General features: G+C 68.4%; 20 protein-coding genes. 14 read left to right on the top strand and 6 right to left on the bottom strand.

The annotated features are described in order from the left end of the window. Window positions 1-217: 217 nt before the first annotated feature. From SLQ33_RS21015 to SLQ33_RS21000, 4 genes are all read right to left on the bottom strand, one after another. Window positions 218-2389, bottom strand: a complete 2172-nt coding sequence (locus SLQ33_RS21015) for an acyl-CoA dehydrogenase (RefSeq protein ID WP_319455802.1) — start codon at window positions 2387-2389, stop codon at window positions 218-220. 63 nt (window positions 2390-2452) lie between these two features. Beyond that, window positions 2453-3409, bottom strand: coding sequence for a 2-hydroxyacid dehydrogenase (locus SLQ33_RS21010; protein WP_319455926.1), 957 nt, complete (start codon window positions 3407-3409; stop codon window positions 2453-2455). Beyond that, on the bottom strand, window positions 3406-4548 hold the full coding sequence (locus tag SLQ33_RS21005; RefSeq protein WP_319455801.1) for an alpha/beta hydrolase: 1143 nt from the start codon (window positions 4546-4548) through the stop codon (window positions 3406-3408). Before SLQ33_RS21005 ends, SLQ33_RS21010 begins: the two co-directional genes overlap by 4 nt. Next, the gene (locus SLQ33_RS21000; RefSeq protein ID WP_319455800.1) at window positions 4545-5174 is read right to left on the bottom strand and encodes a TetR/AcrR family transcriptional regulator; all 630 of its coding nucleotides are present in this window, start codon (window positions 5172-5174) and stop codon (window positions 4545-4547) included. The genes SLQ33_RS21005 and SLQ33_RS21000 overlap by 4 nt, the downstream gene beginning before the upstream one ends. Window positions 5175-5270: 96 nt before the next feature. On the opposite strand from SLQ33_RS21000, the gene SLQ33_RS20995 reads away from it, so the two are divergent. Further along, window positions 5271-5852 (top strand): VOC family protein, encoded by a 582-nt coding sequence (locus SLQ33_RS20995; RefSeq protein ID WP_319455799.1) that lies wholly within the window; start codon window positions 5271-5273, stop codon window positions 5850-5852. On the opposite strand, the gene SLQ33_RS20990 is transcribed toward SLQ33_RS20995, so the two are convergent. Beyond that, complete coding sequence (locus tag SLQ33_RS20990; RefSeq protein WP_319455798.1) at window positions 5849-6469, bottom strand: TetR/AcrR family transcriptional regulator; 621 nt, start codon at window positions 6467-6469, stop codon at window positions 5849-5851. The two genes, SLQ33_RS20995 and SLQ33_RS20990, sit on opposite strands and share 4 nt — an antisense overlap. Window positions 6470-6551: 82 nt before the next feature. On the opposite strand from SLQ33_RS20990, the gene SLQ33_RS20985 reads away from it, so the two are divergent. Further along, window positions 6552-7445, top strand: a complete 894-nt coding sequence (locus tag SLQ33_RS20985; protein WP_319455797.1) for an oxygenase MpaB family protein — start codon at window positions 6552-6554, stop codon at window positions 7443-7445. Here SLQ33_RS20985 and SLQ33_RS20980 read toward each other — a convergent pair. Beyond that, entirely contained in the window at window positions 7442-8779 is a 1338-nt protein-coding gene (locus SLQ33_RS20980) for an adenylate/guanylate cyclase domain-containing protein (protein ID WP_319455796.1), read from the bottom strand. The two genes, SLQ33_RS20985 and SLQ33_RS20980, sit on opposite strands and share 4 nt — an antisense overlap. A gap of 60 nt (window positions 8780-8839) precedes the next feature. On the opposite strand from SLQ33_RS20980, the gene SLQ33_RS20975 reads away from it, so the two are divergent. From SLQ33_RS20975 to eccE, 12 genes are all read left to right on the top strand, one after another. Then, on the top strand, window positions 8840-9742 hold the full coding sequence (locus SLQ33_RS20975) for a class I SAM-dependent methyltransferase (protein WP_319455795.1): 903 nt from the start codon (window positions 8840-8842) through the stop codon (window positions 9740-9742). Between the two features lie 131 nt (window positions 9743-9873). Further along, window positions 9874-11706 (top strand): type VII secretion AAA-ATPase EccA, encoded by a 1833-nt coding sequence (eccA, locus tag SLQ33_RS20970; RefSeq protein ID WP_319455794.1) that lies wholly within the window; start codon window positions 9874-9876, stop codon window positions 11704-11706. Continuing rightward, window positions 11703-13223: a type VII secretion protein EccB gene (eccB, locus tag SLQ33_RS20965; protein ID WP_319455793.1), complete on the top strand. Its 1521-nt coding sequence runs from the start codon at window positions 11703-11705 to the stop codon at window positions 13221-13223. The genes eccA and eccB overlap by 4 nt, the downstream gene beginning before the upstream one ends. Further along, entirely contained in the window at window positions 13220-17197 is a 3978-nt protein-coding gene (gene eccCa, locus SLQ33_RS20960) for a type VII secretion protein EccCa (protein WP_319455792.1), read from the top strand. Before eccB ends, eccCa begins: the two co-directional genes overlap by 4 nt. Then, a complete protein-coding gene (locus tag SLQ33_RS20955; RefSeq protein ID WP_319455791.1) occupies window positions 17197-17505 on the top strand; it encodes a PE family protein in 309 nt (102 codons plus the stop codon). The genes eccCa and SLQ33_RS20955 overlap by 1 nt, the downstream gene beginning before the upstream one ends. A gap of 2 nt (window positions 17506-17507) precedes the next feature. Beyond that, window positions 17508-19082 carry a PPE family protein gene (locus tag SLQ33_RS20950; RefSeq protein ID WP_319455790.1) on the top strand — a complete coding sequence of 525 codons (1575 nt, stop codon included), beginning with the start codon at window positions 17508-17510 and terminating at the stop codon, window positions 19080-19082. A gap of 52 nt (window positions 19083-19134) precedes the next feature. After that, window positions 19135-19428 carry a type VII secretion system protein EsxG gene (esxG, locus tag SLQ33_RS20945; protein WP_319455789.1) on the top strand — a complete coding sequence of 98 codons (294 nt, stop codon included), beginning with the start codon at window positions 19135-19137 and terminating at the stop codon, window positions 19426-19428. A gap of 26 nt (window positions 19429-19454) precedes the next feature. Beyond that, the gene (locus SLQ33_RS20940; RefSeq protein WP_319455788.1) at window positions 19455-19745 is read left to right on the top strand and encodes a WXG100 family type VII secretion target; all 291 of its coding nucleotides are present in this window, start codon (window positions 19455-19457) and stop codon (window positions 19743-19745) included. 6 nt (window positions 19746-19751) lie between these two features. Further along, complete coding sequence (locus SLQ33_RS20935) at window positions 19752-20621, top strand: ESX secretion-associated protein EspG (RefSeq protein ID WP_319455787.1); 870 nt, start codon at window positions 19752-19754, stop codon at window positions 20619-20621. Beyond that, complete coding sequence (eccD, locus tag SLQ33_RS20930) at window positions 20597-22027, top strand: type VII secretion integral membrane protein EccD (protein ID WP_319455786.1); 1431 nt, start codon at window positions 20597-20599, stop codon at window positions 22025-22027. Before SLQ33_RS20935 ends, eccD begins: the two co-directional genes overlap by 25 nt. A 53-nt stretch (window positions 22028-22080) precedes the next feature. After that, a complete protein-coding gene (gene mycP / locus SLQ33_RS20925) occupies window positions 22081-23412 on the top strand; it encodes a type VII secretion-associated serine protease mycosin (protein WP_319455925.1) in 1332 nt (443 codons plus the stop codon). Next, window positions 23409-24338 carry a type VII secretion protein EccE gene (gene eccE, locus SLQ33_RS20920; RefSeq protein WP_319455785.1) on the top strand — a complete coding sequence of 310 codons (930 nt, stop codon included), beginning with the start codon at window positions 23409-23411 and terminating at the stop codon, window positions 24336-24338. The genes mycP and eccE overlap by 4 nt, the downstream gene beginning before the upstream one ends. Window positions 24339-24346: the final 8 nt, after the last annotated feature.

Below are 24346 nucleotides of genomic sequence, written 5' to 3'. Positions count from 1 at the left end.
GCGTTGCGTCGAGGAACCGCGCGATTGCTCCGGCCTCCCCGGTGCGGCTCTGTAGCAGCGCAGGCATGTTGGTCGCCCCGTCGACCATCGAAACTCCTAGGCCCCTGTTTCCCATTGCAAACTACTGGGAGCGTAAGAGCACTAGGCGGGTCATGCACAAGCAACGGAGCCCGAATTTGCCCGGGAATGCGAAACGGTGCGCCGCGTGGGGGTGGCCTTAGGGATCGCGCGGTAGACCGAGCAACCGCTCGGCGATGATGTTGAGCTGCACCTCGGACGTGCCGCCGTAGATCGTCGTGGCCCGGCCGGCGAGCAGGTACTCGGCCCACTTGCCGGATGCCTCGCCGTGATCGCCGATTGCCGCGTCGGTGCCGAAGGACGCCACCCCGAACTCGGCGTAGCCCTGGCCGGTCTTCATCGACAGCAGCTTGCTGATGGCCGCCGCTGGCATCGGGTCGCCGCCCGCCAGCGTCAGCAGCGTGGACCGCATGTTCAGCAGCTTCGCCGCATGCCCTTCCGCGATCAGCCGGCCCGCCTCGTGCTGCTCGATCTGGTCGAAGTGACCGTCCTTCAAGAACTGCACGAACTGGTCGAGGCTGGCGAGGAACGGCGGCTCGCTGCTACCGATCGAGACACGCTCGTTGGTGAGCGTGTTGCGGCTGACCTCCCAGCCGCGGTTGACCTCGCCGAGCACCATGCTGTCGGGCACGAACACGTCGTCGATGTAGACGGTGTTGAACATGGCGTTGCCGGTGAGCTCGCGTAGCGGTTTGACCTCGACGCCCTCGGCCTTCATGTCGAGCAGGAAGTACGTGATGCCTTGATGTTTGGGCGCCGACGGGTCGGTGCGTGCCAACAGCGCGCCCCACTCCGAGTACTGCGCGCCGGTGGTCCAGATCTTCTGGCCGGTAATGCGCCAGCCGCCGTCGACCTTGGTGGCCTTGGTGGTCAGGCTCGCGAGGTCGGAGCCCGCGCCGGGTTCGGAGAACAGCTGGCACCAGATCAGCTCGCCGCGGAACGTCGGCGGCAGGAAGCGCTGCTGCTGCTCGTTGGTGCCGAACGCGACGATGGACGGGATGATCCAGGCGGCGATGCCCATCTGGGGTCGCTTGACCCGGCCGGTGGAGAACTCCTGGGCGATGATGATCTGTTCGATCGGTCCGGACGAGCGGCCCCACGGCTTGGGCAGATGTGGCTGCACCCAGCCGCCCTCGGCGATGGCAGTAGTGCGCTCCTCGCTCGGAATGGCCTTCAGCGCAGCGACTTCCGCGCGGATCTCGTCGCGCAGCTTCTCGGTGTCGGGGTCGAGGTCGAGGTCGATCGAACGCATCCCGGTGGTCGTCGCGATGTCGACCACCCGCTGCGGGTAGTCGGCCGCCCGGCCGAAGCAGGCGGCCAGCACGATGGCCCGCCGGTAGTAGACACCCGCGTCGTGCTCCCAGGTGAAGCCGATGCCGCCGTGAACCTGGATGCAGTCCTGCGTGCAGTGCTGCGCGGCGACGGGGGCCAGCGTGGCGGCTACGGCCGCCGCGAACTCGAAGGAGTCGTCCTCGTCGATGGCGCGCGCCGCATCCCAGACCGCACCGGTGGCCCGCTCGGTCTCGGCGATCATCCCTGCGCACTTGTGCTTGATGGCCTGGAACTGACCGATGGGGCGGCCGAACTGTTCGCGGATCTTGGCGTACTCCGCGGCGGTGTCGGTGGCCCAGCGCGCGACGCCGACGCACTCGGCGGAGAGCAGCGTCGACATCAGGGCGCGGGCACGAGCGCGGCTCAGATTCGCCAGCACGCGGTCGTCGCCGACCTCGACGGCGTTGGCCCGCACGTGCGCGACCGGCCGCAGCGGATCGACGCTGGCGACGGGTTCGATCTCGAGCACCTCGGCGTCGAGCACCACCCATTCCTCGCCGCTGTCGATCGCGACGGGCAGCACGAGCAACGCGGCCTGCGCGGCGGCGGGCACGGCCCGGACCTCGCCGCGGATGACCAGGCCGCTGCCCTGCCGGGTCGCGGTCAGCCCAGAGTCGATCGCGTAGGCGGCGATGACGTCACCCGACGCGAGCCCTTCGAGACGCTTGTCCTCGGGGTCGTTCGCGGAGATCAGCGCGCTGGCGATCGCCGACGGCACGAAGGGGCCGGGCACCGCACCATATCCGAACTCGGCCAGCACGATGGCGAGCTCGAGGATTCCGAAGCCCTGTCCGCCAACGGTTTCCGACAAGTGCACGCCCTGCAGGCCCTGCTCGGCGGCGGCCTTCCAGTACGGCGGTGGATTGGAGATGGGGGTTTCCATCGCTTCGTGCAGCACCTCGGACGGCGCGACGCGCTTCACCAGGTCGCGGACGGAATCGGCGAGATCGTTGTGCTCGGAAAGGATCGCGATGGGCATACCTGCTCCTTGGAGGACATCGGCGGATCAACCGGTGGGTTGGGAACGAGAGTACTCGGGTCTTTAGGACCGCTGAACCGGTACCTCGTTCACTAGGTTCATCAGGTCCCGGCCGTCCCGTAGGCGTGCACAGTTGTCGACGGCCTCGGTCAGGTACCGCCGCATCGTGTCGACGGTGTACCAGGTCACATGTGGTGTGACGACGACGTTGTCGAGCGCGAGCAGTGGGTTGTCCGCGGGAACGGGTTCGACGGCGAACACGTCCAAGCCGGCCGCCGCCAGCCGACCCGTGGACAGCGCGTCGATCAGGGCCTGCTCGTCGACGATCGGCCCCCGAGCCGTGTTGACCAGCACGGCGTCGGGCTTCATCAGCGCCAGCGTCGAGGCGTTGATCAAGCCCGCGGTGGCATCGGTGAGCGGCAGGTGCAGCGACACGATGTCGCTCGCAGCGAGCAGGTCCGGCAGCGACCGCCAGCCCTCTTGTCCGTCGTCGCGCGTGCTGGAGTGCAGGACGCGGGCATCCATCGAGGTCACGATCGTCTCGACGCGCTTGGCGACGTTGCCGTACCCGATGAGGCCGACGGTGCAACCGCCGATGTCCCGCACCGTTTCGCCGAGCGTCGGGTCCGACGGCCAGCCGTGTCCCTTCCGCGTGGCACGGTCCAGTGCGGGTAGCCGGCGCAGGGCGGCGAGCATCAGCAGGATGGCGCCCTCGGCGACGGACGGCGCGTTGGCGCCCGGCATGTTGGCCACGGCGATGCCGCGTTGCGTAGCGGTGTCGACGTCGATGGTGTTCACCCCTGCGCCCAGCTTGTGCACCAGTCGGCACCGCGTTGCCTGCTCGAGGTCGGCACCCGACAGTGGCCGCAGCACGTGCCAGATCACGTCTGCGCTCGGTAGCTCCCGGTAGAAGGTGTCGTCGTCATCCTCGGCGCAGTACCGGACGTCGAGCCAATCCGAGTGCGGAGCAAGGAATTCCATCACCTTTTGCCCGGGTGTGAAGTGGGCGAGGACCGTCAGCGCCACCGTTTGGCGATCCACTTGGCGATGACGTCGGCCTGCTCGCTGCGGGCCCCGGGGGTGGTGAAGTAGTGGTCGGAGTCGATCGAACACATCGACTTGTCGGATCCGGCCAGCGCGTCGTGGATGCGTTGCGCGTCGGACGGGTAGACCCCGGAGTCCTGCTCGGCGTTGATGACGAGGGCCGGGCAGTCGATGCGGGCTAGATGGGGCTCGGCCCGCGTCTGCGCGTGGCGCAGGCTCCACATGCCCAGCCAGCTCCGCAGGGTGCAGGCCGCCGCGATCCCGTGGGCCGACCGGTTGGCGTTGACGGGCACCCCGGCGTAGCACATGTTCGCCGGACGCTTGGTGGGCTCGATGCTCGGGTCGACCATCCTCGGATCGGCCCACGTACGCAGCACGGTGAACGGTCGGTCCGAGAATCCCGCCGCGCGAACACGTTTGAACTCGCGCTCGACCCAATCGGTGATGGCGTGGTTGCGGGCCACCTGCGCCGCGCGGTAACGCTTGATGAAGGCAGCGGAGTACGGCGGCCCATTGTGCTCGTCGAAGGCGTCCAACTTGGGATCGCTCGCGACCGGGTCGAGCTCGTCGACGACGGCGGCGTCCATCCATGCCGTGAGCACATCGGGGCGGCCAGGGTGTGCCGCACTTGCGACGTAGCCGTCGGCGGGCAGCAGCTCGGTGAGCCCGGCGGCGGGCCGCATCCCCTCCAATGGTGTCACGTTGGGGTCGACCGCCTGGGCCTGGTAGGCCGCCATCAACGAACCGCCACCCGAATTCCCGAGTAGCACCACGATTTCTACGCCCTGAACCTCGCGAAGCCACCTGACGCCGACGCCGACGTCGACCAACGCATGGTCGAGCAGAAAGCTGCTCTCGTGGCCGCGGAAGCGGGTGTTCCAGCCGAGGAATCCAACCCCCCGGGTAGCCATGTAGTCCGCAAGGTAGTGCTCCGAGAAGTCGATCTGATAGTGGGTGGCGATCATGGCCACCTTCGGCTTTCGGCCCACCCCGCGGTAGTAGATGCCCTGGCACGGGTGCCCGCCAGAGCCGGCGCGCCGAGCGGTCGGGGAGTCCATCCCGATGAACTCCCGCATCACGCCCGGCGTGCTCGATCCCCCCGAATTCTTCGTCATCTCGGCGAAGTCCCCTCGTAGTAGATGGTGCGGTAGAAGATGTTGGCCAACGTCGTAATGCACGCATCGTCGTCGGCGGTCTTCGCACCGTCACCGCTCAACTGTGTATAGCAGAACTGATTGAGCATCGATACCAGCGCGACTGCAATGAGGTGTGGATCGTCGCCGGTGCAGAACCCTTGCTGCTGAGCGTGTTTCACCATCGAGGTGACGAGCTCTATTGGCAGCTCGCAGATCTCGGCCCAATACTGAGCGAAATCGTCGCTGACCATCGCCAGCTGCGAGACGCTGATGATCTCCGCCAACCGGTGGCGGTAGGTGTTCCAGTGTGCGGCGGCGGCACGGTAGGCGCGCTCGGAGTTGCTCAAATCCGGCGCGGCAGCGGCCCGCGCCCGGTCGCGGGCCTCGTCACGGAAGCGCACCGCCCACTCGCGGACCATCGCTTCCTTGGAGTCGTAGTAGTTGTAGAACGAGGCGGTCGACCGGCCGGCCTCCGCGGCGATGTCCGAGATCGTCGTCGCGAGAATTCCCTTGCGCGCGACGACCGCCCGGGCTGCCGCGTCGATGGCCGCCTGCGTCTGCCGCCCACGTAGGGTCGGCAGTTGCTCGCGGGGCGCGACCGTCACGCGGTTGCCTTCCGTGTCGTTGATCCAAACTGAATCTGATGTTAGGTTCAGATACTGATCTTGACCAGATATTTGGTGCGATCGAGGAGCGACGACGTGATCAAGCCCGACAATCCCAATCAAGAGTTCGAGCTCGGTGGCATCAACCACGTCGCCTTGGTGTGCGCGGACATGGAGAAGACGGTCGACTTCTACTCGGGCGTGCTCGGCATGCCGCTGGTCAAGTCGCTGGATCTGCCCGGCGGGATGGGCCAGCACTTCTTCTTCGATGCGGGCAACGGCGACTGCGTCGCGTTCTTCTGGTTCAAGGGCGCACCGGACGGCGTGCCGGGTGTCTCGGCCCCTGCATCCATTCCCGGCATCGGTGAGATCGTCAGCGCGGTCGGGTCGCTCAATCACCTTGCGTTCCACGTGCCTGCCGAGAAGTTCGACGAGTACCGGCAGCGCTTGAAGGACAAGGGCGTTCGCGTGGGGCCCGTGCTCAACCATGACGAGAGCCCCGCACAGGTGTCGGCGACGCTTCACCCCGGCGTCTACGTGCGATCGTTCTACTTCCAGGACCCCGACGGCATCACGCTCGAGTTCGCCTGCTGGACCAAGGAATTCACTGAGCAAGACACCGTGACCGTGCCAAGGACGGCTGCCGACAGGCGTCCGCCCGTGGCCGCGGGCAACTAGCTTCGGTCCAGTTCGCGCGCCGCGACTCCGTCGAGGATCCGCGTGATTTGGTCGACCAGCTGCGCCTGATCCAGCCGAATGTCGCCGGACACCCATGCGCTGATGGTCTGGCCGACGCCTCCGACGACGAAGTGCGCGACTGACTTGGTCCATCCGTTCTCCGGCAGTTGGTAGGCGCTCGTCACGTGCTGGCCTGACAAGAGCGCGAAGACGCCGCCTACCTCGGCGCGCTTGCGGGCGAGCACCGCGTTCGACAGCTGGGGGTTGAACAAGAGTCGCCCGATGCGGGCGTCGCCTGCGATCGTTCGGACGAGGTTGGCGATGCCGGCCCGGTTCTGCTCGTCGCGTGGCGCCGCCGCGACGGCGGCCTGGGTGGTGGCGGCGATGTCGCCGATGACCCAGTCGAACACCGCGGCGACGAGTTGGTCCTTGTCGGTGAAGCTCTCGTAGAAGTACCGCGCCGAGACGCCGGCCTGCCTGCAGAGGGCGCGGACCGTCAGTTCCGGCGGTTCGTCCGCGGCGCCGAGGAGCTCCAAGCCGGCGTCGAGCAGTTGGCGTCTGCGCTGCGCGAGGCGTTCGGGCGCTTCGACGCCGCGATACGGCCGGACCTGGGGCACAGGACCATCTTGACACCCGTCACGTGCGGACGGCAATATTAGGAAACATTCGTTTCCACATTTGCGGGACAGGGGTTGGCCAATGACGGTCAGTGACAGCCAGGTCGATCGAGCGGTTAGCGCACCGGCCCGAGTGACCGGGCCGCGGGCCAGGGGTCGGAGCGCCAGGTTCGACGACGGCCTGATGGGCGTGGCGCTGTTGGCCGGCCCTGCGAACGTCATCATGCAGTTGGCACGGCCAGGCGTCGGCTACGGCGTGCTCGAATCGCGCGTCGAGAGCGGCCGGGTCGACCGCCACCCGATCAAGCGGGCCCGAACGACGTTCACCTACCTCGCGGTGGCCACGAAGGGCAGCGACGCGCAGAAGGCGGCGTATCGGCGCGCGGTCAACAAGGCGCACGCGCAGGTGTATTCGACCGACGAGAGCCCGGTCAAGTACAACGCGTTCGACACGGACCTGCAGCTGTGGGTCGCCGCCTGCCTGTACAAGGGCGGAGTCGACGTCTACCGGATCTTCGTCGGGGAGTTCGACGACGAGACCGCCGACCAGCACTACGCGGACGGCATGAGCATGGGCACCACGTTGCAGGTGCCCGCCGACATGTGGCCGAAGGACCGGGCCGCCTTCGACGAGTACTGGCAGCGCTCGCTGGATCAAGTGCACATCGACGACACCGTCCGCGAGTACCTCTACCCAATTGCCGCGAGCCGCGTCCGAGGCGTGAAGTTGCCTGGGCCGCTGCAGCGTTGGTCGGACGGCTGTGCGCTGTTGATCACCACGGGCTTTCTGCCGCAACGCTTCCGCGACGAGATGCGGCTGCCCTGGGACGCGGCCCGGCAGCGCCGTTTCGACCGCCTGATGAAGGTGGTGAGCGCCGTCAACCACGCGCTGCCAAGCTTCGTTCGCCAGTTTCCATTCAACGTGCTGCTCAAGGACCTCGACCGGCGGGTCCGCAAGGGACTTCCGCTGGTCTAGTGCGTCGTCACCCGGAAGACCTCGACATCCTCGAGTAGTCCCTTCATTCGTTGTGGGCCAAGGCTTTCGAAGGCCAGTCCAGAACCCGCCGACAGATCGCGCACTGTGCGACTGGTCAGCACCTCGCCCGCGCCTGCCAGCGCACCGATGCGCGCGCCGACGTGCACGGCCATGCCGCTCCACTCGTCGCCGCGCCGTTCGCACTCGCCGACGTGAATGCCTGCTCGGATCGGAATTCCACGCGCGGCGAGCGCGGGTACGAGGTCCAGCGCGCAGCGAGTCGCCCTCGTCGGCGCGTCGAAGAGGGCGAAGACACCGTCCCCGGTGTGGTTGGCGCTGACGCCTTCGTATCGCGTCAGCATGTGGGCGACGACGCTGTCGTGGCTGTTCAACTGGTGACGCCAATTCGCGTCGCCGTGAGCGCTGAGCTTCTCCGTCGAGCCGACGATGTCTGTGAACAACACAGTCTTGAGCAGCCGCTCGTCGGCCGGAGCGCCCGGCATGTCAACGAGGAACCGCAACATGTGCTCAGCCATCTCGTGGAGCACATCGAACGCGTTGTGTGCGCCTTGCGGCAGGGCGTGGAACTGCGCGTTCGGAATCGCAGACGCCAACGCCGTCGCCGATTCGATCGGTACCAGCTGATCACCGGGACGGGCGAGCACTAGCGTCGGCACGCGTATCGCGGGTAGCACGGCACGAACGTCGACCTCCATAAGCGCGCGCCACCAGAGGGTGGCCATGGCTGGGCTCATGATCGAACGCTGAAGTTTGCCGAACATCTCACGTACACCGGGCATTTCGGCACTGTGTCCGTGGAACAGCTCGGCCAAGGCTCCCCGGCCCCAATGGTTCTCGATGTCTTCGAGCTGTGCGGAGACTTCGGCGGTGGTAAATCCCCACGGAAAGTCGGGCAAATCTTGGGAGTACCGCGCCGCGGCTCCGTACAGCGCGAGGGAATTCACGCGATCGGGGTACGTCGCCGTGTAGAGGATGCTCACCGCGCCGCCCTCGCCGGATCCGATGAATGAGGGCCGCTCGGCTCCGCTTGCGTCGATCACGGCCCGGAGATCGTCGACGCTTTCGTCCAGCGAAAGGAGGTGAGTTGATGGATCCGATAGCCCAGCGCCGCGCCGGTCCCACATGACCAACTGAAGGTGCCCCGAGACGACGTCGAAGAAGCTCTCGTAGGGACTGCCCGGCTCGTCGATAGTGTCGACGTTGCCGACCACCCAACCGGGTATCCAGATGGCGAACGGCCCAGAGTCGCCGAAGACGCGGTATGCCAAGCGCGCGTCCCCATTGCGCGCGTAGCGCACCCGCCCGTCGCTCACGTCAATAGTCTTGCAGTAGGTCGGTCGGGGATTGTCAGTTTCCGCGGGTATACCGGTGGCATGCGCACTCACGACGACACCTGGGACATCACCACCAGCGTCGGGTCGACAGCACTGTTCGTCGCCGCCGCCCGAGCGCTCGAAGCGCAGAAGGCCGAACCACTGGCGCTGGATCCGTACGCGGAGCTGTTCTGTCGCGCCGCGGGTGGTCAATGGGCGGACGTCCTCGACGGCACGGCGGGTCAGACCGGCGCGCTGCGGCTGCGGTCCGACTTCGGCGATCACTTCGTGTCCTTCCAAGGCGCGCGCACCAAGTACTTCGACGCGTACTTCGCCAACGCCGCCGCGGCAGGCGTGCGCCAAATCGTGATCCTGGCCGCCGGACTCGACTCCCGGGCGTACCGACTGCCATGGCCCGACGGCACCGTCGTCTACGAACTGGATCAGCCGCAGGTGCTGGAGTTCAAGCGCGACGTACTCGCCGAGCACGGCGACGAACCGACCGCCGAGCGGCGGGAGGTAGCGGTCGACCTTCGCGACGATTGGCCGGCCGCTCTAAAGGCCCGCGGGTTCGATCCGTCGGCTCCTTCGGCCTGGATCGCGGAGGGGCTACTCATCTACCTGCCCGCCACCGCTCAGCAGCAGCTGTTCGCTGGCATTGACGAACTGGCCAGCATCGGTAGCTGGGTCGCTGTCGAGGAGGGCAGGCCCATGCCCACCGAGGCGTTCGAGGCGAAGAAGCAGCAGGAGCGAGCCGCGGGGGAGGAGGGCACGTTCTTCACCCTCGTCTACAACGAGCAGCACGCCGCGGCCGAGGAGTGGTTCGGCGCCCGCGGATGGACGGCGGAGGCGACGCCATTGCCCGAGTACCTGAGTGAGCTGGGTCGGCCGATTCCCGTGGACCACCCCGAGGCCGGGCCCATGGTGGCATCGATCAGCCTGGTCAACGCCGTCAAGGGGTGACCGGGCTCGCCTGAAGCTCACACCACGTGCGTCTCGACAGTTAAGTTATGCAATGCTAACTTCAGCGAGGTTAGCCTAGGCATACTTAAGGGAGATTGCGGGGGCCACGTCGCTTCCCGTGAAACACGCATATGGGTAGTGACACGCTTGCGGCCGCGAACGCGAGGAGCAACGGGGGTCCCGTCGATCGCGATGTGCTCAGTCGGTTTGCCACGTGCTGTCGCACGTTGGGCCTCACCGTCCACGATCGGCGACGTCCGGCCGACCTCGCCGCGGCGCGGTCGGGGTTCGGCGAGCTAACTCGGATCGCTCGCGAGCAGTGCGATGCGTGGACCGGGCTGGCGGCCTCCGGCGACACCAGTGCGCGCGTCATCGAAGCGGTCTGGCAGACCGTGGCAACGGCAGGCGCACTGCAGCGTCAACTCGACATGGCTGCGGGCGACCTGGCGTTCACCTACGACACCGGGCTGTACCTGAAGTTCGCTGCGTCCGCGCCGGACGACTTCCAATTGGCCTATGCCGCCACGCTTTACGACGCAGGCGACTTCGCGAAGGCCGACGCGCTGGTCGGCGCGCTGATCGACCGGCGGCCCAGCTGGCTGCAGGCCAGATGGCTGCGGGTTGCGATGTGCTACCGCGCCGAGCGGTGGTCCGACGTGGTGCGCCTACTCACGCCGGTGGTCAACGACCCCGCGCTCGACGACGCCTACGCCCACGCCGCGCGCGTCGCGCTCGGCACCTCGCTGGCCCGGCTCGGCATGTTCGCGCCCGCCCTGTCGTACCTGGAGGAGCCCGGCGGTCCGGTCGACGTCGCCACGGTCGACGGGACGCTGGCCAAGGCGTTGTCCCTTCGCGCACAGGGTGAGGACCTCGAGGCCACCGACGTGCTCGCCGAGCTCTACGCCGCCAACCCCGAACACGACCAGGTCGAGGTCGCGCTGTCCGACACGTCCTACGGGATCGTGCCAACCACCGCGGCGCGCATCGAGGCCCGCATCGACCCGTGGGATCCGGCGACGGAGCCCGACGAGAACGACTTCGTCGACCCTGGCGCCAAGGAACGCAAGGCGCACCTGCTCATCGAAGCCGAAGCCGAGCTCGCCGAGTTCATCGGGCTCGAGGAGGTCAAGTATCAGGTGGCCCGCCTCAAGAGTTCGGTGGCCATGGCGATCCGACGTCAGGAACGTGGGCTGACGGTCGCGCAACGCACCAACCACCTGGTGTTCGCGGGCCCCCCGGGTACCGGCAAGACCACCATCGCGCGCGTCGTCGCCAAGATCTATTGCGGGCTAGGCATTCTCAAGAAGGAGACCGTCCGCGAGGTCCACCGCGCCGACCTCATCGGCCAGCACATCGGCGAGACCGAGGCCAAGACCAACGCCATCATCGACAGCGCCCTCGACGGCGTGCTCTTTCTCGACGAGGCCTACGCGCTGGTGTCGACCGGGGCGAAGAACGATTTCGGGCTCGTCGCCATCGACACCTTGCTGGCTCGCATGGAGAACGACCGCAACCGCCTCGTCGTCATCGTCGCCGGCTACCGCGCCGACCTCGACATGTTCCTCGACACCAACGAAGGCCTGCGTTCCCGTTTCACGCGCAGCATCGACTTTCCGTCGTACTCGGCGCACGAGCTCGTCGAGATCGCGACGCGCATGGCCGAGAAGCGCGACAGCGTCTTCGAGCAGGAGGCGCTGGCACACATGGAGACCTTGTTCGGTCACCTCGCGACGGCCTCGACGCCCGATACCAACGGGGTGGCCAGGCGCAGCCTCGACATCGCGGGCAACGGTCGCTTCGTCCGCAACCTCGTCGAACGTTCCGAGGAGGAGCGTGAATACCGGCTCGACCACTCCGACGCCGAGGACTTCACCGACGACGAGCTGATGACGATCACCGATACCGACGTCAACAACTCCGCCATTCCGCTGCTGCGCGGCCTCGGTGTGACGGTGCCCGAATGAGCGCCGATCAGAGCGACGAGCGACAGGGGTTCACATCGCGGACACCCGCCAACGACAATCCCGAGAAGGTGGTGTACCGCCGCGGTTTCGTCACGCGCCACCAGGTGTCGGGTTGGCGATTCCTGATGCGGCGCATCGCATCCGGTGTCGCACTGCACGACACCCGCATGCTGGTCGACCCGCTGCGCAGTCAATCCCGCGCAGTGCTCGTCGGCGCGCTGGTACTCGTCACCGGGGTGATCGGGTGCTTCATCTTCTCGCTCATCCGCCCCGCGGGCGTCGCCGGTGACAGCGCGATCCTCGCCGACCGCGAGACCTCGGCGCTGTACGTCCGGCTGGGCGATCAGCTGCATCCGGTGCTGAACCTGACGTCGGCCCGGCTCATCGCGGGCCGCCCCGACAACCCCACGATGGTCAAGAGCAGCGAGCTCGACAAGTTTCCGCGCGGCAATCTGATCGGCATTCCGGGTGCGCCGGAACGCATGGTGCAGAACACCATTGGCGACGCCGAGTGGACCGTGTGCGACAGTGTCTCGGGACCGGCCGCCGGAGTGACGGTGATCGCGGGTCCCTTGGTCGACGGTGGCGAGCGGGCCGGCGCGCTGCCCAAGCACGAGGCGATCCTGGTCGCGAACGCAGGCGGTCCGAACGCCGGTACCTGGCTGCTGTGGGACGGCCGCCGCAGCCCGATCGACCTGAACGACCGGGCCGTCACCGGTGCGCTGGGACTGGCCGCCGATACGCCCCGGGCCGTCGCGCCAGGGCTGTTCAATGCGATCCCCGAGGCGCCTGCGCTGAGCGCGCCGGCCATCCCCGGCGCGGGAGAGCCGCCGCGCTATCAGCTGCCGGTGGCCGCACCGATCGGCGCCGTCGTCACCTCCTTCGACACCGACAACACGCTGCGCCATTACGCCGTACTCGGTGACGGACTACAGCCGGTGTCCTCCGTGGTGGCCGCGATTCTGCGCAACGCCAACTCCTTTGGGCTCGACCAGCCGCCCCGGCTGGGCGCCGACGACGTCGCGCGGTTGCCGGTCGCGGCTGACATCGACACCGCCGCCTACCCCAGCGAGCCGGTCACGCTGGTCGACGCCGCCGCCGCTCCGCTGACGTGTGCCCAGTGGACCCATCCGGCGGACGCCACCAGCAGCGCTCTGACTCTGCGCTCCGGCGTGACGTTGCCGGTGCCCGACGAGCTTCGCACCGTCCAGCTGGTCGGGGCGGGCTCGGGCACCACCGCCAACCGCGTCGTCCTGACACCTGGCCGTGGCTACCTCGTCGGCAGCGGCGGGTCGTACTTCTGGGTCAGCGACACCGGCGTCCGTTACGGCATCGACGTGGACGCCGATCAGAAAGCCGTTGCCGCGCTGGGCCTCACGATGCCCGCGCTACCCATCCCTTGGTCGTTGCTGAGTCAGTTCGCCACGGGCCCGACGCTGTCGCGTGGCGACGCGCTGCTGGCCCACGACGCGCTCGCCGCCGATCCCCAACCCGCTGTTCTGAGGGAGACCCCGTGAGCCGGCTCATCTTCGAGACTCGTCGCCGGATACCGGTGCCGGTCACGCGCAAGGGCACCATCACCATCGAGCCGCCGCCGAGTCTTCCGCGATTGGTACCCCCGTCGTTGTTGCGACGGGTGCTGCCCTACCTGATCGTCATCCTCATCGTCGGCATGATCGTGGCGTTGGTGGCAACGGGGATGCGGCTCATCTCGCCGACGACGCTGTTCTTCCCGTTCGTCCTGCTGTTGGCCGCCACGGCGCTCTACCGCGGCAGCGACAACAAGATGCGCACTGAGGAGGTCGACGCCGAGCGGGCGGACTACCTGCGCTATCTGTCCGTCATCCGCGACAACGTCCGCGCCCACGCCGCCGAGCAGCGCGCGGCGCTCGAGTGGTCCCATCCCGACCCGACGCTGCTCGCCGAGGTACCTGGCACGCGCCGGCAGTGGGAACGCGACCCGTACGACCCCGACTTCCTAGTGCTCCGTGCGGGATTGAACGATGCGCCGCTGAATACCGCCCTGCGAGTGAAGGACACCGCCGACGAGGTCGACCTCGAGCCGGTGTCGCACAGCGCGCTGCGCGGGCTGCTCGACGTCCAACGCACCGTCCGCGCGGCGCCGACGGGCATCGACCTCGCCAAGGTGTCGCGGATCACCGTGCTCGGTGAACCCGACGACGTCCGCACCGCATTGCGGGCTTGGGTCGCGCAGGCCGTCACGTGGCACGACCCCGCGGTGCTCGGCGTCGCCCTGGTGACGCCCGACCTCGAGGCCGACGAGTGGTCGTGGCTGAAGTGGCTGCCGCACAGCGACGTTCCCAGCGCAGTGGACGGCGCCGGGCCCGCGCGCTACCTCGCCGAAGGCGTAACCGAACTGAGTGCGCTGCTCGCCCCCGCACTCGACGATCGCCCGGCGTTCGGCGTGGCCGGCGACCCCGGGGCCAAGCACCTGCTCATCGTGGTCGACGATCCCGACACCGACCCGGCCGTGCTACTGCCCCGCGGTGGCCTCGCCGGGGTGACCCTGGTGCACCGTTCGGAAGAGCCGCCTCATCGCGAACAGTATGCGGATCCAGAGCGTCCCATCCTGCGCATCACCGACGGGCGTCTCGAGCGGTGGCAGACCGGCGGCTGGCAGCCTTACGTCGACGCCGCCGATCGGCTCGACGTCGCGGACGCCCGGCACGTCGCGCGCCGGCTCTCGCGCTGGGACTCCAACCCCAGCCACGCCCGCACCAGCAGTGCGGGTATCGCCACCTTTTCGACGCTGCTTGGCATTCCGGATGCGGCGGCACTGGACGTGGCCAGCCTGTGGGCGCCGCGTGGGCGTGCCGACGAGCTGCGCGTGCCGATCGGCGTGACCGCCACCGGTGACCCGCTGTTCTTCGACCTCAAGGACGAGGCCGAGGGCGGCATGGGGCCGCATGGGCTGATGATCGGCATGACCGGCTCCGGCAAGTCTCAGACGCTGATGTCGATCCTGTTGTCGCTGTTGACCACTCATTCCGCCGACCGGTTGATCGTCATCTACGCCGACTTCAAGGGCGAGGCGGGTGCCGACATCTTCCGCAACTTCCCACAGGTCGTCGCGGTCATCTCCAACATGGCAGAGAAGCGTTCGCTCGCCGACCGTTTCGCCGACACCCTGCGCGGGGAGGTGGCGCGTCGCGAACAGGTGCTGATGGAGGCGGGCCGCCGCGTTCAGGGCAGTGCGTTCAACTCGGTGCTCGAGTACGAGGCCGCCATCGCCGCGGGGCACGACCTTCCGCCGCTTCCCACGCTGCTCGTCGTCGCCGACGAGTTCTCGCTGATGCTCGCAGACCACCCCGAGTACGCCGACCTGTTCGACTACGTTGCGCGCAAGGGCCGCTCGTTCCGCATCCACATCCTGTTCGCGTCGCAGACGCTCGACGTCGGCCGGATCAAGGACATCGACAAGAACACCTCGTACCGCATCGGGCTCAAGGTGGCCAGTCCGAGTGTCAGCCGTCAGATCATCGGCGTCGAGGACGCGTTCCACATCGAGGCGGGTCCCGAGCACAAGGGTGAGGGCTTCCTGGTGCCGACGCCCGGCGCGCTGCCGCTCAAGTTCCGCAGCACCTACGTCGACGGGATCTACGACCCACCGCGGGTCGAGAAGTCGATTGTCGTACAGGCGGTTCCGCAACCGCAGCCGTTCACCGCAGGACACGTCGACGCGGCGCCGGACACCGTGATCGCGACCGAGCCAGCCGCCCACGACGAGCGGACCCCGCGCAAGCTCGTCGCCACCATCGGCGACCAGCTGGCGCACTACGGGCCCAAGGCGCCGCGGCTGTGGCTGCCGCCGCTGGACCAGCCGATCCCGCTCGACGAACTGCTGGCCCGTTCGGACGTATCGGAGCGCCAATGGCGTTGGCCGCTGGGCGAACTCGACAGACCGTTCCACATGCGGCGTGACCCGCTGGTGTTCGACGCGACGTCCGCTGCGTCCAACGTGCTCATCCACGGTGGTCCGAGGTCGGGCAAGACGACGGCGCTGCAGACGTTCATCCTGTCGGCGGCCGCGCTACATTCGCCGCGCGACGTCACCTTCTACTGTCTCGACTACGGCGGCGGTCAGCTGCGGGGCCTTGAGGACCTGGCGCACGTCGGCAGCGTCGCATCACCCGTCGAGCCGGAGCGCATCCGACGCACGTTCGGCGAGCTCGAGCAGCTGCTGCGCGCGCGGCAGGTCCGCGGGCACAACGGCAGTCGGGCAGGCAACGGTGGCCCCGAGCGTGACGAGTACGGCGAGGTCTTCCTCGTCATCGACAACCTCTACGCGTTCAGCCGCGACAACACCGACACGTTCAACACCCGGAATCCCTTGCTGGCGAAGGTCACCGAGCTGGTCAACACGGGTATGTCGTACGGCATCCACGTGGTCATCACCACGCCGAACTGGCTCGAGGTTCCTTTGGCCATGCGCGACGGGCTCGGGCTGCGGCTCGAACTCAAGCTCTCGGACTCCCAGGACAGCAACGTGCGCGTGGTGGGGGCGTTGCGGCGTCCGGCCGACGCCGTGCCTGCCGACCAGCCGGGCCGCGGCCTGACGATGGCGGCCGAGCACTTCCTCTTCGCCGAACCCACACTGCGCGACATCGGCGTGATCAACGCCAGGTACCCGGGTGTGACGGCGCCGCCGGTGCGGCTGCTGCCGACCAACCTGTCGCCGGCCGTCGTCGCCCCGCTGTACCCGGCACCGGAGCGCGTCGTCATAGGCCAGCGCGAAGAGGACCTCGCGGCGGTCTCGGTCGACTTCTTGGCGAACCCGCTGCTGATGGTGTTCGGCGACGCCAAGTCCGGCAAGTCCACCCTGCTGCGACACGTCATCCGCACCGTCCGCGAGCACTCGACGTCGGATCAGGTCGCGTTCACGGTGATCGACCGGCGGCTGCACCTCGTCGACGAACCGCTGTTCCCGGACAACGAGTACACCCCGAACGTCGACCGCGTGACCCCCGCGATGCTGGGGCTCGCCGCGTTGTTGGAGAAGCGTCGCCCGGCGGAGGGGCTGACGCCGCAGCAGATGAGCGGATGGACCTATGAGGGTCATACGCACTATCTGATCGTCGACGACGTCGACCAGATCCCGGATGCGCCCGCCGTCAGCGGCCCGTATGTCGGGCAGCGGCCGTGGGCCGCTCTCGTCGGATTGCTCTCGCAGGCTGCCGAACTCGGACTGCGCGTCATCGTGACGGCCCGTGCGACGGGCTCGGCACATGCGGTCATGACCGCACCGCTGCTGCGCCGGATGAACGAGCTCGGCGCCACGACCGTCATGTTGTCGGGCAACCCGCAGGACAGCGGCAAGTTGCGCGGTCACCGGTTCACCCGGCTGCCCACGGGCCGCGCCATGCTGCTCGACGACGGCGACGACGCCACCTTCGTTCAACTCGTCAACCCGTTCGCCGACGAAGCCGCGGGGACCACCAACCCGAGAAGTAGTGGAAGGGAGTTCAACTGATGACTCTGCGTGTCGTTCCCGAGGGGCTCACCGCGGCAGGCGCCGCGGTCGAGGCTCTGACCGCCCGACTGGCCGCCGCGCACACCGCAGCGGCACCATTGGTGACCGCGGTGATGCCGCCCGCCGTCGATGCGGTGTCGCTGCAGACCGCCGTCGGCCTCAGCGCGCACGGCGCCGAGCACACCACGCTTGCCGCGCACGCCGTCGAGGAACTCGGCCGCTCCGGCGTCGGAGTCGGTGAGTCCGGAGCCAGCTACGCCGCAGGCGACGCCATGGCCGCATCGTCGTATCTGGTCGCAGGTAGCTGACCGTGACCGCCCCCATCTGGATGGCCCTCCCACCCGAGGTGCATTCGACGATGCTCAGCAGCGGCCCCGGACCGGGTTCGCTGTTGGCCGCCGCGGGGGCGTGGCAGTCGCTGGCAACCGAATACTCCTCGGCTGCAGCCGAACTGACCGGCCTGCTCGGCGCCGTTCAGGCCGGGTCTTGGGAGGGACCGAGCGCCGAACAGTACGTGGCCGCCCATGCGCCGTACCTCGCGTGGCTGGCAACGGCCAGCGCCAACAGTGCGGCGGCCGCGGTCCAGCACGAGACCGCCGCAGCGTCCTACACGACGGCCGTCGCCGCCATGCCGACGCTAGCCGAGCTGGCGGCGAACCACGTCGTGCACGGGGTGTTGATCGGCACCAACTTCTTCGGCATCAACACGATTCCCATCGCGCTGAACGAAGCCGACTACGTGCGGATGTGGGTCCAGGCCGCCACCACGATGAGCACCTACCAGGCGGTCGCGTCCGCTGCGGTGGCCGCCACCCCCGCCACGACGCCCGCGCCGATGTTGCTGGCCCCCGGCGTGGGGGAGGCGGGCACCTCGGCCGCCACCGCGCAGCAGACGTTCGCTCAGGTGCAGGCGCTGGACGCGGGTCAGGCGCTGAACTCGTCGGACCTCATTTCGCAACTGTTGCAGTTGGTTTCGCAGCTGTACCAGGCGTACACCGACTACACCTACTCGCTGTTCGAGCCGATCATCACCTTCTTGGAAGACCCCGTCGGCAACACCGTCCAATTGATCACCGGGCTGCTGACCAACCCCGGCCCGACATTGGTGCAGTACGGGCCGTTCCTGTTCGCCGTTGCCTACCAGGCCTTTTCGTGGGTGGGGGCATCGCTGACCTACCCCCAGCTGCTGCTGCAACCGCTGCTGGCGATCGGGCTGGCCGTCGGCAACCACTTCCTTCAGCAGTACCTCGACAAACTCGCTCCGGTCGAGCCCGAGCCCGCGCCTGCGCCCGCCCCACAGCCTGCGGCTCAACCCGTCCGAGTCGATGCGCCCAGTCAGCTGCCCACCGCGACCGTCGCACCCACGGTGCCGAGCGCGCCCACGTCGTCGGTGACGTCCGTGGCGGGCGGCACCGCACCGGGCGTCGGGTCGGCCGCAGGGGTGGCCGCGCCGATGGCGCCGTACGCCGTCGGCGGACCCGACCCCGGGCCAGGACCTACCCCGACGCTGCGAGAGGGCACCGGAGCCAAGGCCCCGGCTGCCGACATCGCCGCCTTCGCAGCGGCCGGTGCAGCGGCGTCCTCGTTGGCCAAGCGCAAGGCGCGGCGCCGTCGTGGCGCTGCCATCAAGGAGCGCGGCTACGCCGACGCCTACATGGACTACGAACCCGATCCCGAGGAGGCGCCACCCGAACCGATCCGCCGGCCCCGGGTAACCGCCTCGGAAACGGGCTCAGGCGCCATGGGATTCACGGGCACCACGACCAACGTGGGCGCCGAGGAGGCCGCCGGGCTGACCGAGCTTGCGGGCGACACGTTCGGCGGCGGTCCGACCGACCCTCTGCTGCCGGGAGATTGGGACCAAGGGGGAGGACCCCGCCGCTGAACAGACCAGTAGTCCACCACCGTCGCACCCAAACAATTCGAAAGGAAGTGTCATGAGCCTCTTGGACGCTCACATCCCACAACTCGTCGCCTCCGAGGCCGCGTTCTCGGCCAAGGCCGCGCTGATGCGCAGCACCATCGCACAAGCCGAGCAGGCCGCCCAGTCGTCGCAGGCGTTCCACATGGGCGAGTCGGCGGTCGCGTTCCAGGCTGCGCACGCCCGCTTCATCGAGGTGTCGGCGAAGGTAAACGCCTTGCTGGACATCGCGCAGGCCAACATCGGCGACGCCGCGAGCACGTACGTCGCCGAGGATGCCGCCGCCTCCTCCACCTACAACGTCATCTGACCCGCTGAGCTGAAAGGACACCTCTGATGTCTCAAATCATGTATAACTACCCGGCGATGCTGGCTCTGTCCGCCGAGATGAACGGCTACGCAGGCGCTCTGCACGCAGTCGGTGCCGACGTCGCGAGTGAGCAGGCTGCGCTGTCCGGCGCATGGCAGGGCGACACCGGCACGAGCTACCAGGCCTGGCAGGCGCAGTGGAACACGAGCCTCGAGGAACTGGTCCGCGCCTATCGGGCGATGGCAAGCACTCACGAGACCAACACCATCTCGATGAGCGCACGCGACGCGGCGCAGGGCGCCAAGTGGGGCGCATGAGATTCAGTGGCCGCTAACGCCGTCGAGCTGACCGCCGAGCAGGCCTGGTTCGTCGCAGACACGTGCAGCGCAGGGAGCTTTCCCTGGGTGTTGGCCATCACGCCGCCCTACAGTGACGTCGGGCTGCGCGCGGCCTTCGAGGCCGCGCGCGCCGCGGAACTGAAGGACATGGGCGTGATGGCCGCCGATGGGACGATCGATTCCTCAGTGCGCCAATGGGTCACGACGACGTGCCGCGCTCGGCGCTGGCTCGAACTCCGGTTCGTCAGCGGCTCGGGCAACCTGCTGCGCGGCATCGTGGCACGCCGCGACGAGCATGTCGTCGCGGCGTTCCGCGGAGGGGGACTCGTCACGTTCACGGCACTGGAAATCGACCATCCGCAGGCGTTCGTGCCGATCGTCACCGCGGGGCTCTCGGGCCGGGAACCGGCGCGCTTCGACGAGTTCGCCATCCCTGCCCGGGTGGGAGCCCGCGCCGACGAGCAGCTGCGCAGCGGAGCCGAACTCGCCGACGTCATCGAGTTCCTCGGCATTCCCGCGACCGCGCGCCCCGTGGTGGAGGCCGCATACTCACCGGATCGCACCTACGTGGAGATCGTCGCGGGCGACCACCGTGACGGACACCGCGTCAGCACGGACGTCGGGGTCAGCGTCGTCGACACGCCTGCGGGGCGCGTGCTCGTCGCCCCGTCGAAGGCATTCGACGGGGAATGGTTGTCCACCTTTACTTCTGGTACGCCGTTGGCGATCGCCACTGCGATCGAGCGGCTCACCGCCACGCTTCCTGACGGGCCCTGGTTCCCGCAGTCAAACCTGACCCGAGACTTCGACCAGAGAACGGAACAACAGCAATGTCGTCAGACACTCACTCACTAGGCTCGGCCACCGGCCCCGCGGTGATGCCGATCGTCCGCGTCGCCGTGCTCGCCGGCGGTGAAAGCGGTCGGGTCACCGACATGGCGTTGCCAACGGAACTTCCGCTGCGGGAGATCCTTCCGGCGGTACGCCGGATGGCGCTTCCGCCTAGTGACGACCCCGACGACTCCACGCTGACGGCGCTGTCGCTCGCCCCGGTGGGCGGTGCGCCGTTCAGCCTCGACGCGACACTGGACACCGTCGGCGTGGTCGACGGGGATCTCCTTGCGCTGCAGCCGGTTCCACTCGGACCGGCCGCGCCTCGGATCGTCGAGGACATCGGTGACGCCGCGGTGATCTTCTCCGCCGCGCGTGAGAAGCCATGGGGTGCCGCCCACGTCGAGCGTTTCGCGGGGGTCGCCGTCGTCGGCCTGATCCTGTTCGCCACCGTCGTCGCCGTGCTGCACCACGCCTCGGAAGGCGGCAACGCCGGGCTCATCGTGGCCAGCACCGTCGCGGTGTTGACGGTGCTTGGCGCCTTGGCGACGCGCGTGCAACTTCCGCAGTTGGCCACCGCGTTGTCGGTGGCCGCGCTCGGGCCCGTCGCTGCAGCGTTTGCGCTGGCCGTCCCAGGAGAGTTCGGGCCATCACAGGTGCTGCTCGCTGCTGCCGGCGTGACGGCGTGGTCGATCGTCAGCATCACCATCGCCGAGCGTGCGATCGCCGTCTTCACCGCAGCCACCGTCGTCGGCGCAGGCGCACTCATCACCGCGGGAGCCGCCGCGATCTGGGAGCTCAACGCCGTCGTCGTTGGGTCCGTGCTGGTGGTGCTCGCCCTGCTGGTGACCGTTCAGGCCGCCCAATTCTCCGCACTGTGGGCGCGGTTCCCCGTGCCGGTGATCCCCGCACCGGGTGACCCGACGCCGTCGGCGCCGCCGCTGGAAGTGCTCGCAGACCTCCCCCGGCGGGTGCGGATCAGCGACTCGCACCAGACCGGCTTCATCGCGGGCGGCGTGCTGCTGGCCACGGCAGGAACGCTGACTCTTGCTGCCCCACAGGGTACTTCGCACTGGGTCTGGTACGTGGTCGCCGCGGTGGCGCTCGGTGCCGTGCTGCGGGCCCGGGTATGGGATTCCGCACCGTGCAAGGCGTGGCTGCTGAGCCAGCCGTTCCTGCTCGCGATCGGGCTCCTCGCGGTGTACCTGACCGACGGCCGCTACCCCGCGGCCTGGTGGGCGCTCGCGGCGCTGGTGGCGGTGACGGCGGTGTGGGCCGTCGCGGCGATCTTCCCGCGCGTCGCCTCCCCGGACACCTACTCGCTGCCGATGCGCCGCCTGGTCGGATTCCTCGCCGCGAGTGTCGACGCGTCGCTGATCCCCGTGCTGGCCTACCTGGTCGGAATATTCGCGTGGGTGCTGAACCGGTGACTAATGCCCGTTCCGGGCTCGCGGCCCTTGCCGCGGCACTTGTGGTCGCAACGATGGGCTGCCCTGCTGCACAGGCGATCACGCCACCTCAGGTGGACCCCCAGGTTGCGCCGCCATCGGGCAACGCGGGACCCGTGCAGCCCATGGCGCAGCGCAGCCCGTGTGTCACCGCCGGCATCCTGACCGGAACGAACCCCGGTGCGGTCAGCCCGAATCAGTTGATGCTCAACCTGTCCGGTGCGTGGGAGTACAGCAGAGGCGAAGGTCAACTCGTCGCCGTCATCGACACCGGGGTGCGACCTGGCCCACGGTTGCCGAACGTCGAGGCGGGTGGCGACTTCGTCGAATCGACCGACGGGCTGACCGACTGCGACGGCCACGGCACGTTGGTGGCGGGCCTGATCGCAGGCAAGCCGGGACCCGACGGCTTCTCCGGCGTCGCGCCGGAAGCCAGGGTGCTGTCGATCCGTTCGACGTCCGCCAAGTACTCGCCGCGCGCCACGGCCGAGGACCAGGCGACGGCGCGGGCGGCGCTCGACGTGGCCACTCTCGCGCGGGCCATCGTGCGCGCCGCCGACCTCGGTGCACGCGTCATCAACGTCTCGGCGGTGACGTGCCTCGCGGCCGACGAGACCGTCGATCAGACCGAACTCGGCGCGGCCCTGCGATATGCCGTCGACGAGAAGGACGCCGTCGTCGTCGCCGCCGCGGGCAACAACCAGGCCGGATTGAACCCGGGCTCGGCTTGCCCGTCCAACCCGCTGTCCGATCCGGCGCGGCCCGACGACCCGCGCAACTGGGCGGCGGTGACCTCGGTGTCGATCCCGTCGTCGTGGCAGCCCTACGTGCTGTCCGTCGGATCGTTGGCGGCGACCGGCAGGCCGTCCCCGTTCACGATGGCTGGCCCGTGGGTGGGCGTCGCGGCACCCGGCGAGAACGTCGCCTCGGTCGGCAACGGCGAGGACGGTGGCCTGGCCAATGCGTTGCCGAACGATCAGGGTGAGCTCTTCCCGCTCAATGGTTCGAGCTTCGCGGCCGCGTACGTGTCCGGCGTTGCGGCGTTGGTACGCAGTCGGTTTCCCGAGCTCACCGCGGAACAGGTGGTGCATCGGTTGAAGGCAGGGGCGCAAGGTGCCGCGCGGGCCCCGTCGAACCTGACCGGAGCGGGCCTCGTCGATCCCGTCGCCGCGCTCACCTGGGACATCGACGAGGCCGGTGACGGTGGCCTTGGGCCGGAGGCCAAACCCGTCGCCGCACCGGCCGACCCAGCGCCGAAGGACTCCACCCCGCGCACGATTGCGCTCGCAGGCACCGCTGCGCTGGCACTGGCCGCCGTCCTCACGGCCGCCGTCGTCGCGCACCGACGAAAGGACACCCCGTCGTGACCCTCCGAATTGCGTTGGCCCTGTTGGTCATCGTGCCTGCGGCCATGGCATATCCATGGCAGTCGAACACGGACTACTGGATACTCGGCGTCGCGATCGCCGTCGTGCTCATCGTATTCGCCTGGTGGCGTGGGCTGTTCGTCACGACTATGATCGGCCGCCGACTCGCAGTGTGGCGCCGTAACCACTCGAAGCCGAAGGTACGGCCATCGACTCGGGCCACGGTGCTGCTGCTCGTCGACGACCCCGTTGGCGTCGGGGTGCCGCTGTCACTCATAGCGGGATACACCGACCGGTTCGGGATCCGCTGCGACAAGGTCCGGGTCACCAGCGTCGACGACGGCGGTGCACGCACGACGTGGATCGGCGTGACCCTGGATGCAGCTGCCAATCTCGCTGCCCTACAGGCGCGTTCGCCCGAGCTTCCGCTGACCGAGACGGCCGAGATCGTCGCGCGGCGGCTTGCCGACCAGCTGCGGGAAGCGGGGCTCGGAGCAACCATCGTCAGCGAGGCCGACGCGCCGTTGATCGAGGGCGGCCGCGAGACGTGGAGTGGGGTCCGCGACGACGCCGGAACCCTCTCCGCATACGGGGTCCCGGTCGACGACCGCTTCGCCGAGCGACTCTCCGAAGTCTGGGCACAGCCGGGCGAGACCTGGACCGCGTTGGAGTTCAGCGGAACGGCGACCCGTCCGACCGTCGCCGCGGCGTGCGCGTTTCGCACCGATGCGCCGCGCAAGGGTGCGCCGTTGGCGGGCCTCGTCGTTCTGTCGGGCCTGCAGCGCCCGCGGCTGGCAGCGTTGGATCCGCGGTCGGTCCAGCGAATCGGCATCACCCCAGTTCCGCTGCCTCCCGGGCGGCTGGATCAGGTCCGTTGGCACGTCGAGTCGGCCAACTCGACGTTGGCTGAGCAAACACGCTTGTAGTATCGCCG

Source organism: Mycobacterium sp. RTGN6, from assembly GCF_033804605.1.
Lineage (GTDB): Bacteria > Actinomycetota > Actinomycetes > Mycobacteriales > Mycobacteriaceae > Mycobacterium.
Note: the sequence above shows the minus strand (reverse complement) of the source record. Positions and strands in the feature narration are given on the sequence as shown.

What these genes read in the sequence shown, in the direction of transcription:
- SLQ33_RS20940 (WP_319455788.1), top strand. Translation starts at nt 19,455, where the DNA reads ATGTCTCAAATCATGTATAACTACCCGGCGATGCTGGCTCTGTCCGCC.
- mycP (WP_319455925.1), top strand. Translation starts at nt 22,081, where the DNA reads ATGGGCTGCCCTGCTGCACAGGCGATCACGCCACCTCAGGTGGACCCC.
- SLQ33_RS21005 (WP_319455801.1), bottom strand. Translation starts at nt 4,548, where the DNA reads ATGACGAAGAATTCGGGGGGATCGAGCACGCCGGGCGTGATGCGGGAG.
- esxG (WP_319455789.1), top strand. Translation starts at nt 19,135, where the DNA reads ATGAGCCTCTTGGACGCTCACATCCCACAACTCGTCGCCTCCGAGGCC.
- SLQ33_RS20985 (WP_319455797.1), top strand. Translation starts at nt 6,552, where the DNA reads ATGACGGTCAGTGACAGCCAGGTCGATCGAGCGGTTAGCGCACCGGCC.
- SLQ33_RS20955 (WP_319455791.1), top strand. Translation starts at nt 17,197, where the DNA reads ATGACTCTGCGTGTCGTTCCCGAGGGGCTCACCGCGGCAGGCGCCGCG.
- SLQ33_RS21015 (WP_319455802.1), bottom strand. Translation starts at nt 2,389, where the DNA reads ATGCCCATCGCGATCCTTTCCGAGCACAACGATCTCGCCGATTCCGTC.
- SLQ33_RS20975 (WP_319455795.1), top strand. Translation starts at nt 8,840, where the DNA reads ATGCGCACTCACGACGACACCTGGGACATCACCACCAGCGTCGGGTCG.
- eccB (WP_319455793.1), top strand. Translation starts at nt 11,703, where the DNA reads ATGAGCGCCGATCAGAGCGACGAGCGACAGGGGTTCACATCGCGGACA.
- eccA (WP_319455794.1), top strand. Translation starts at nt 9,874, where the DNA reads ATGGGTAGTGACACGCTTGCGGCCGCGAACGCGAGGAGCAACGGGGGT.
- eccD (WP_319455786.1), top strand. Translation starts at nt 20,597, where the DNA reads ATGTCGTCAGACACTCACTCACTAGGCTCGGCCACCGGCCCCGCGGTG.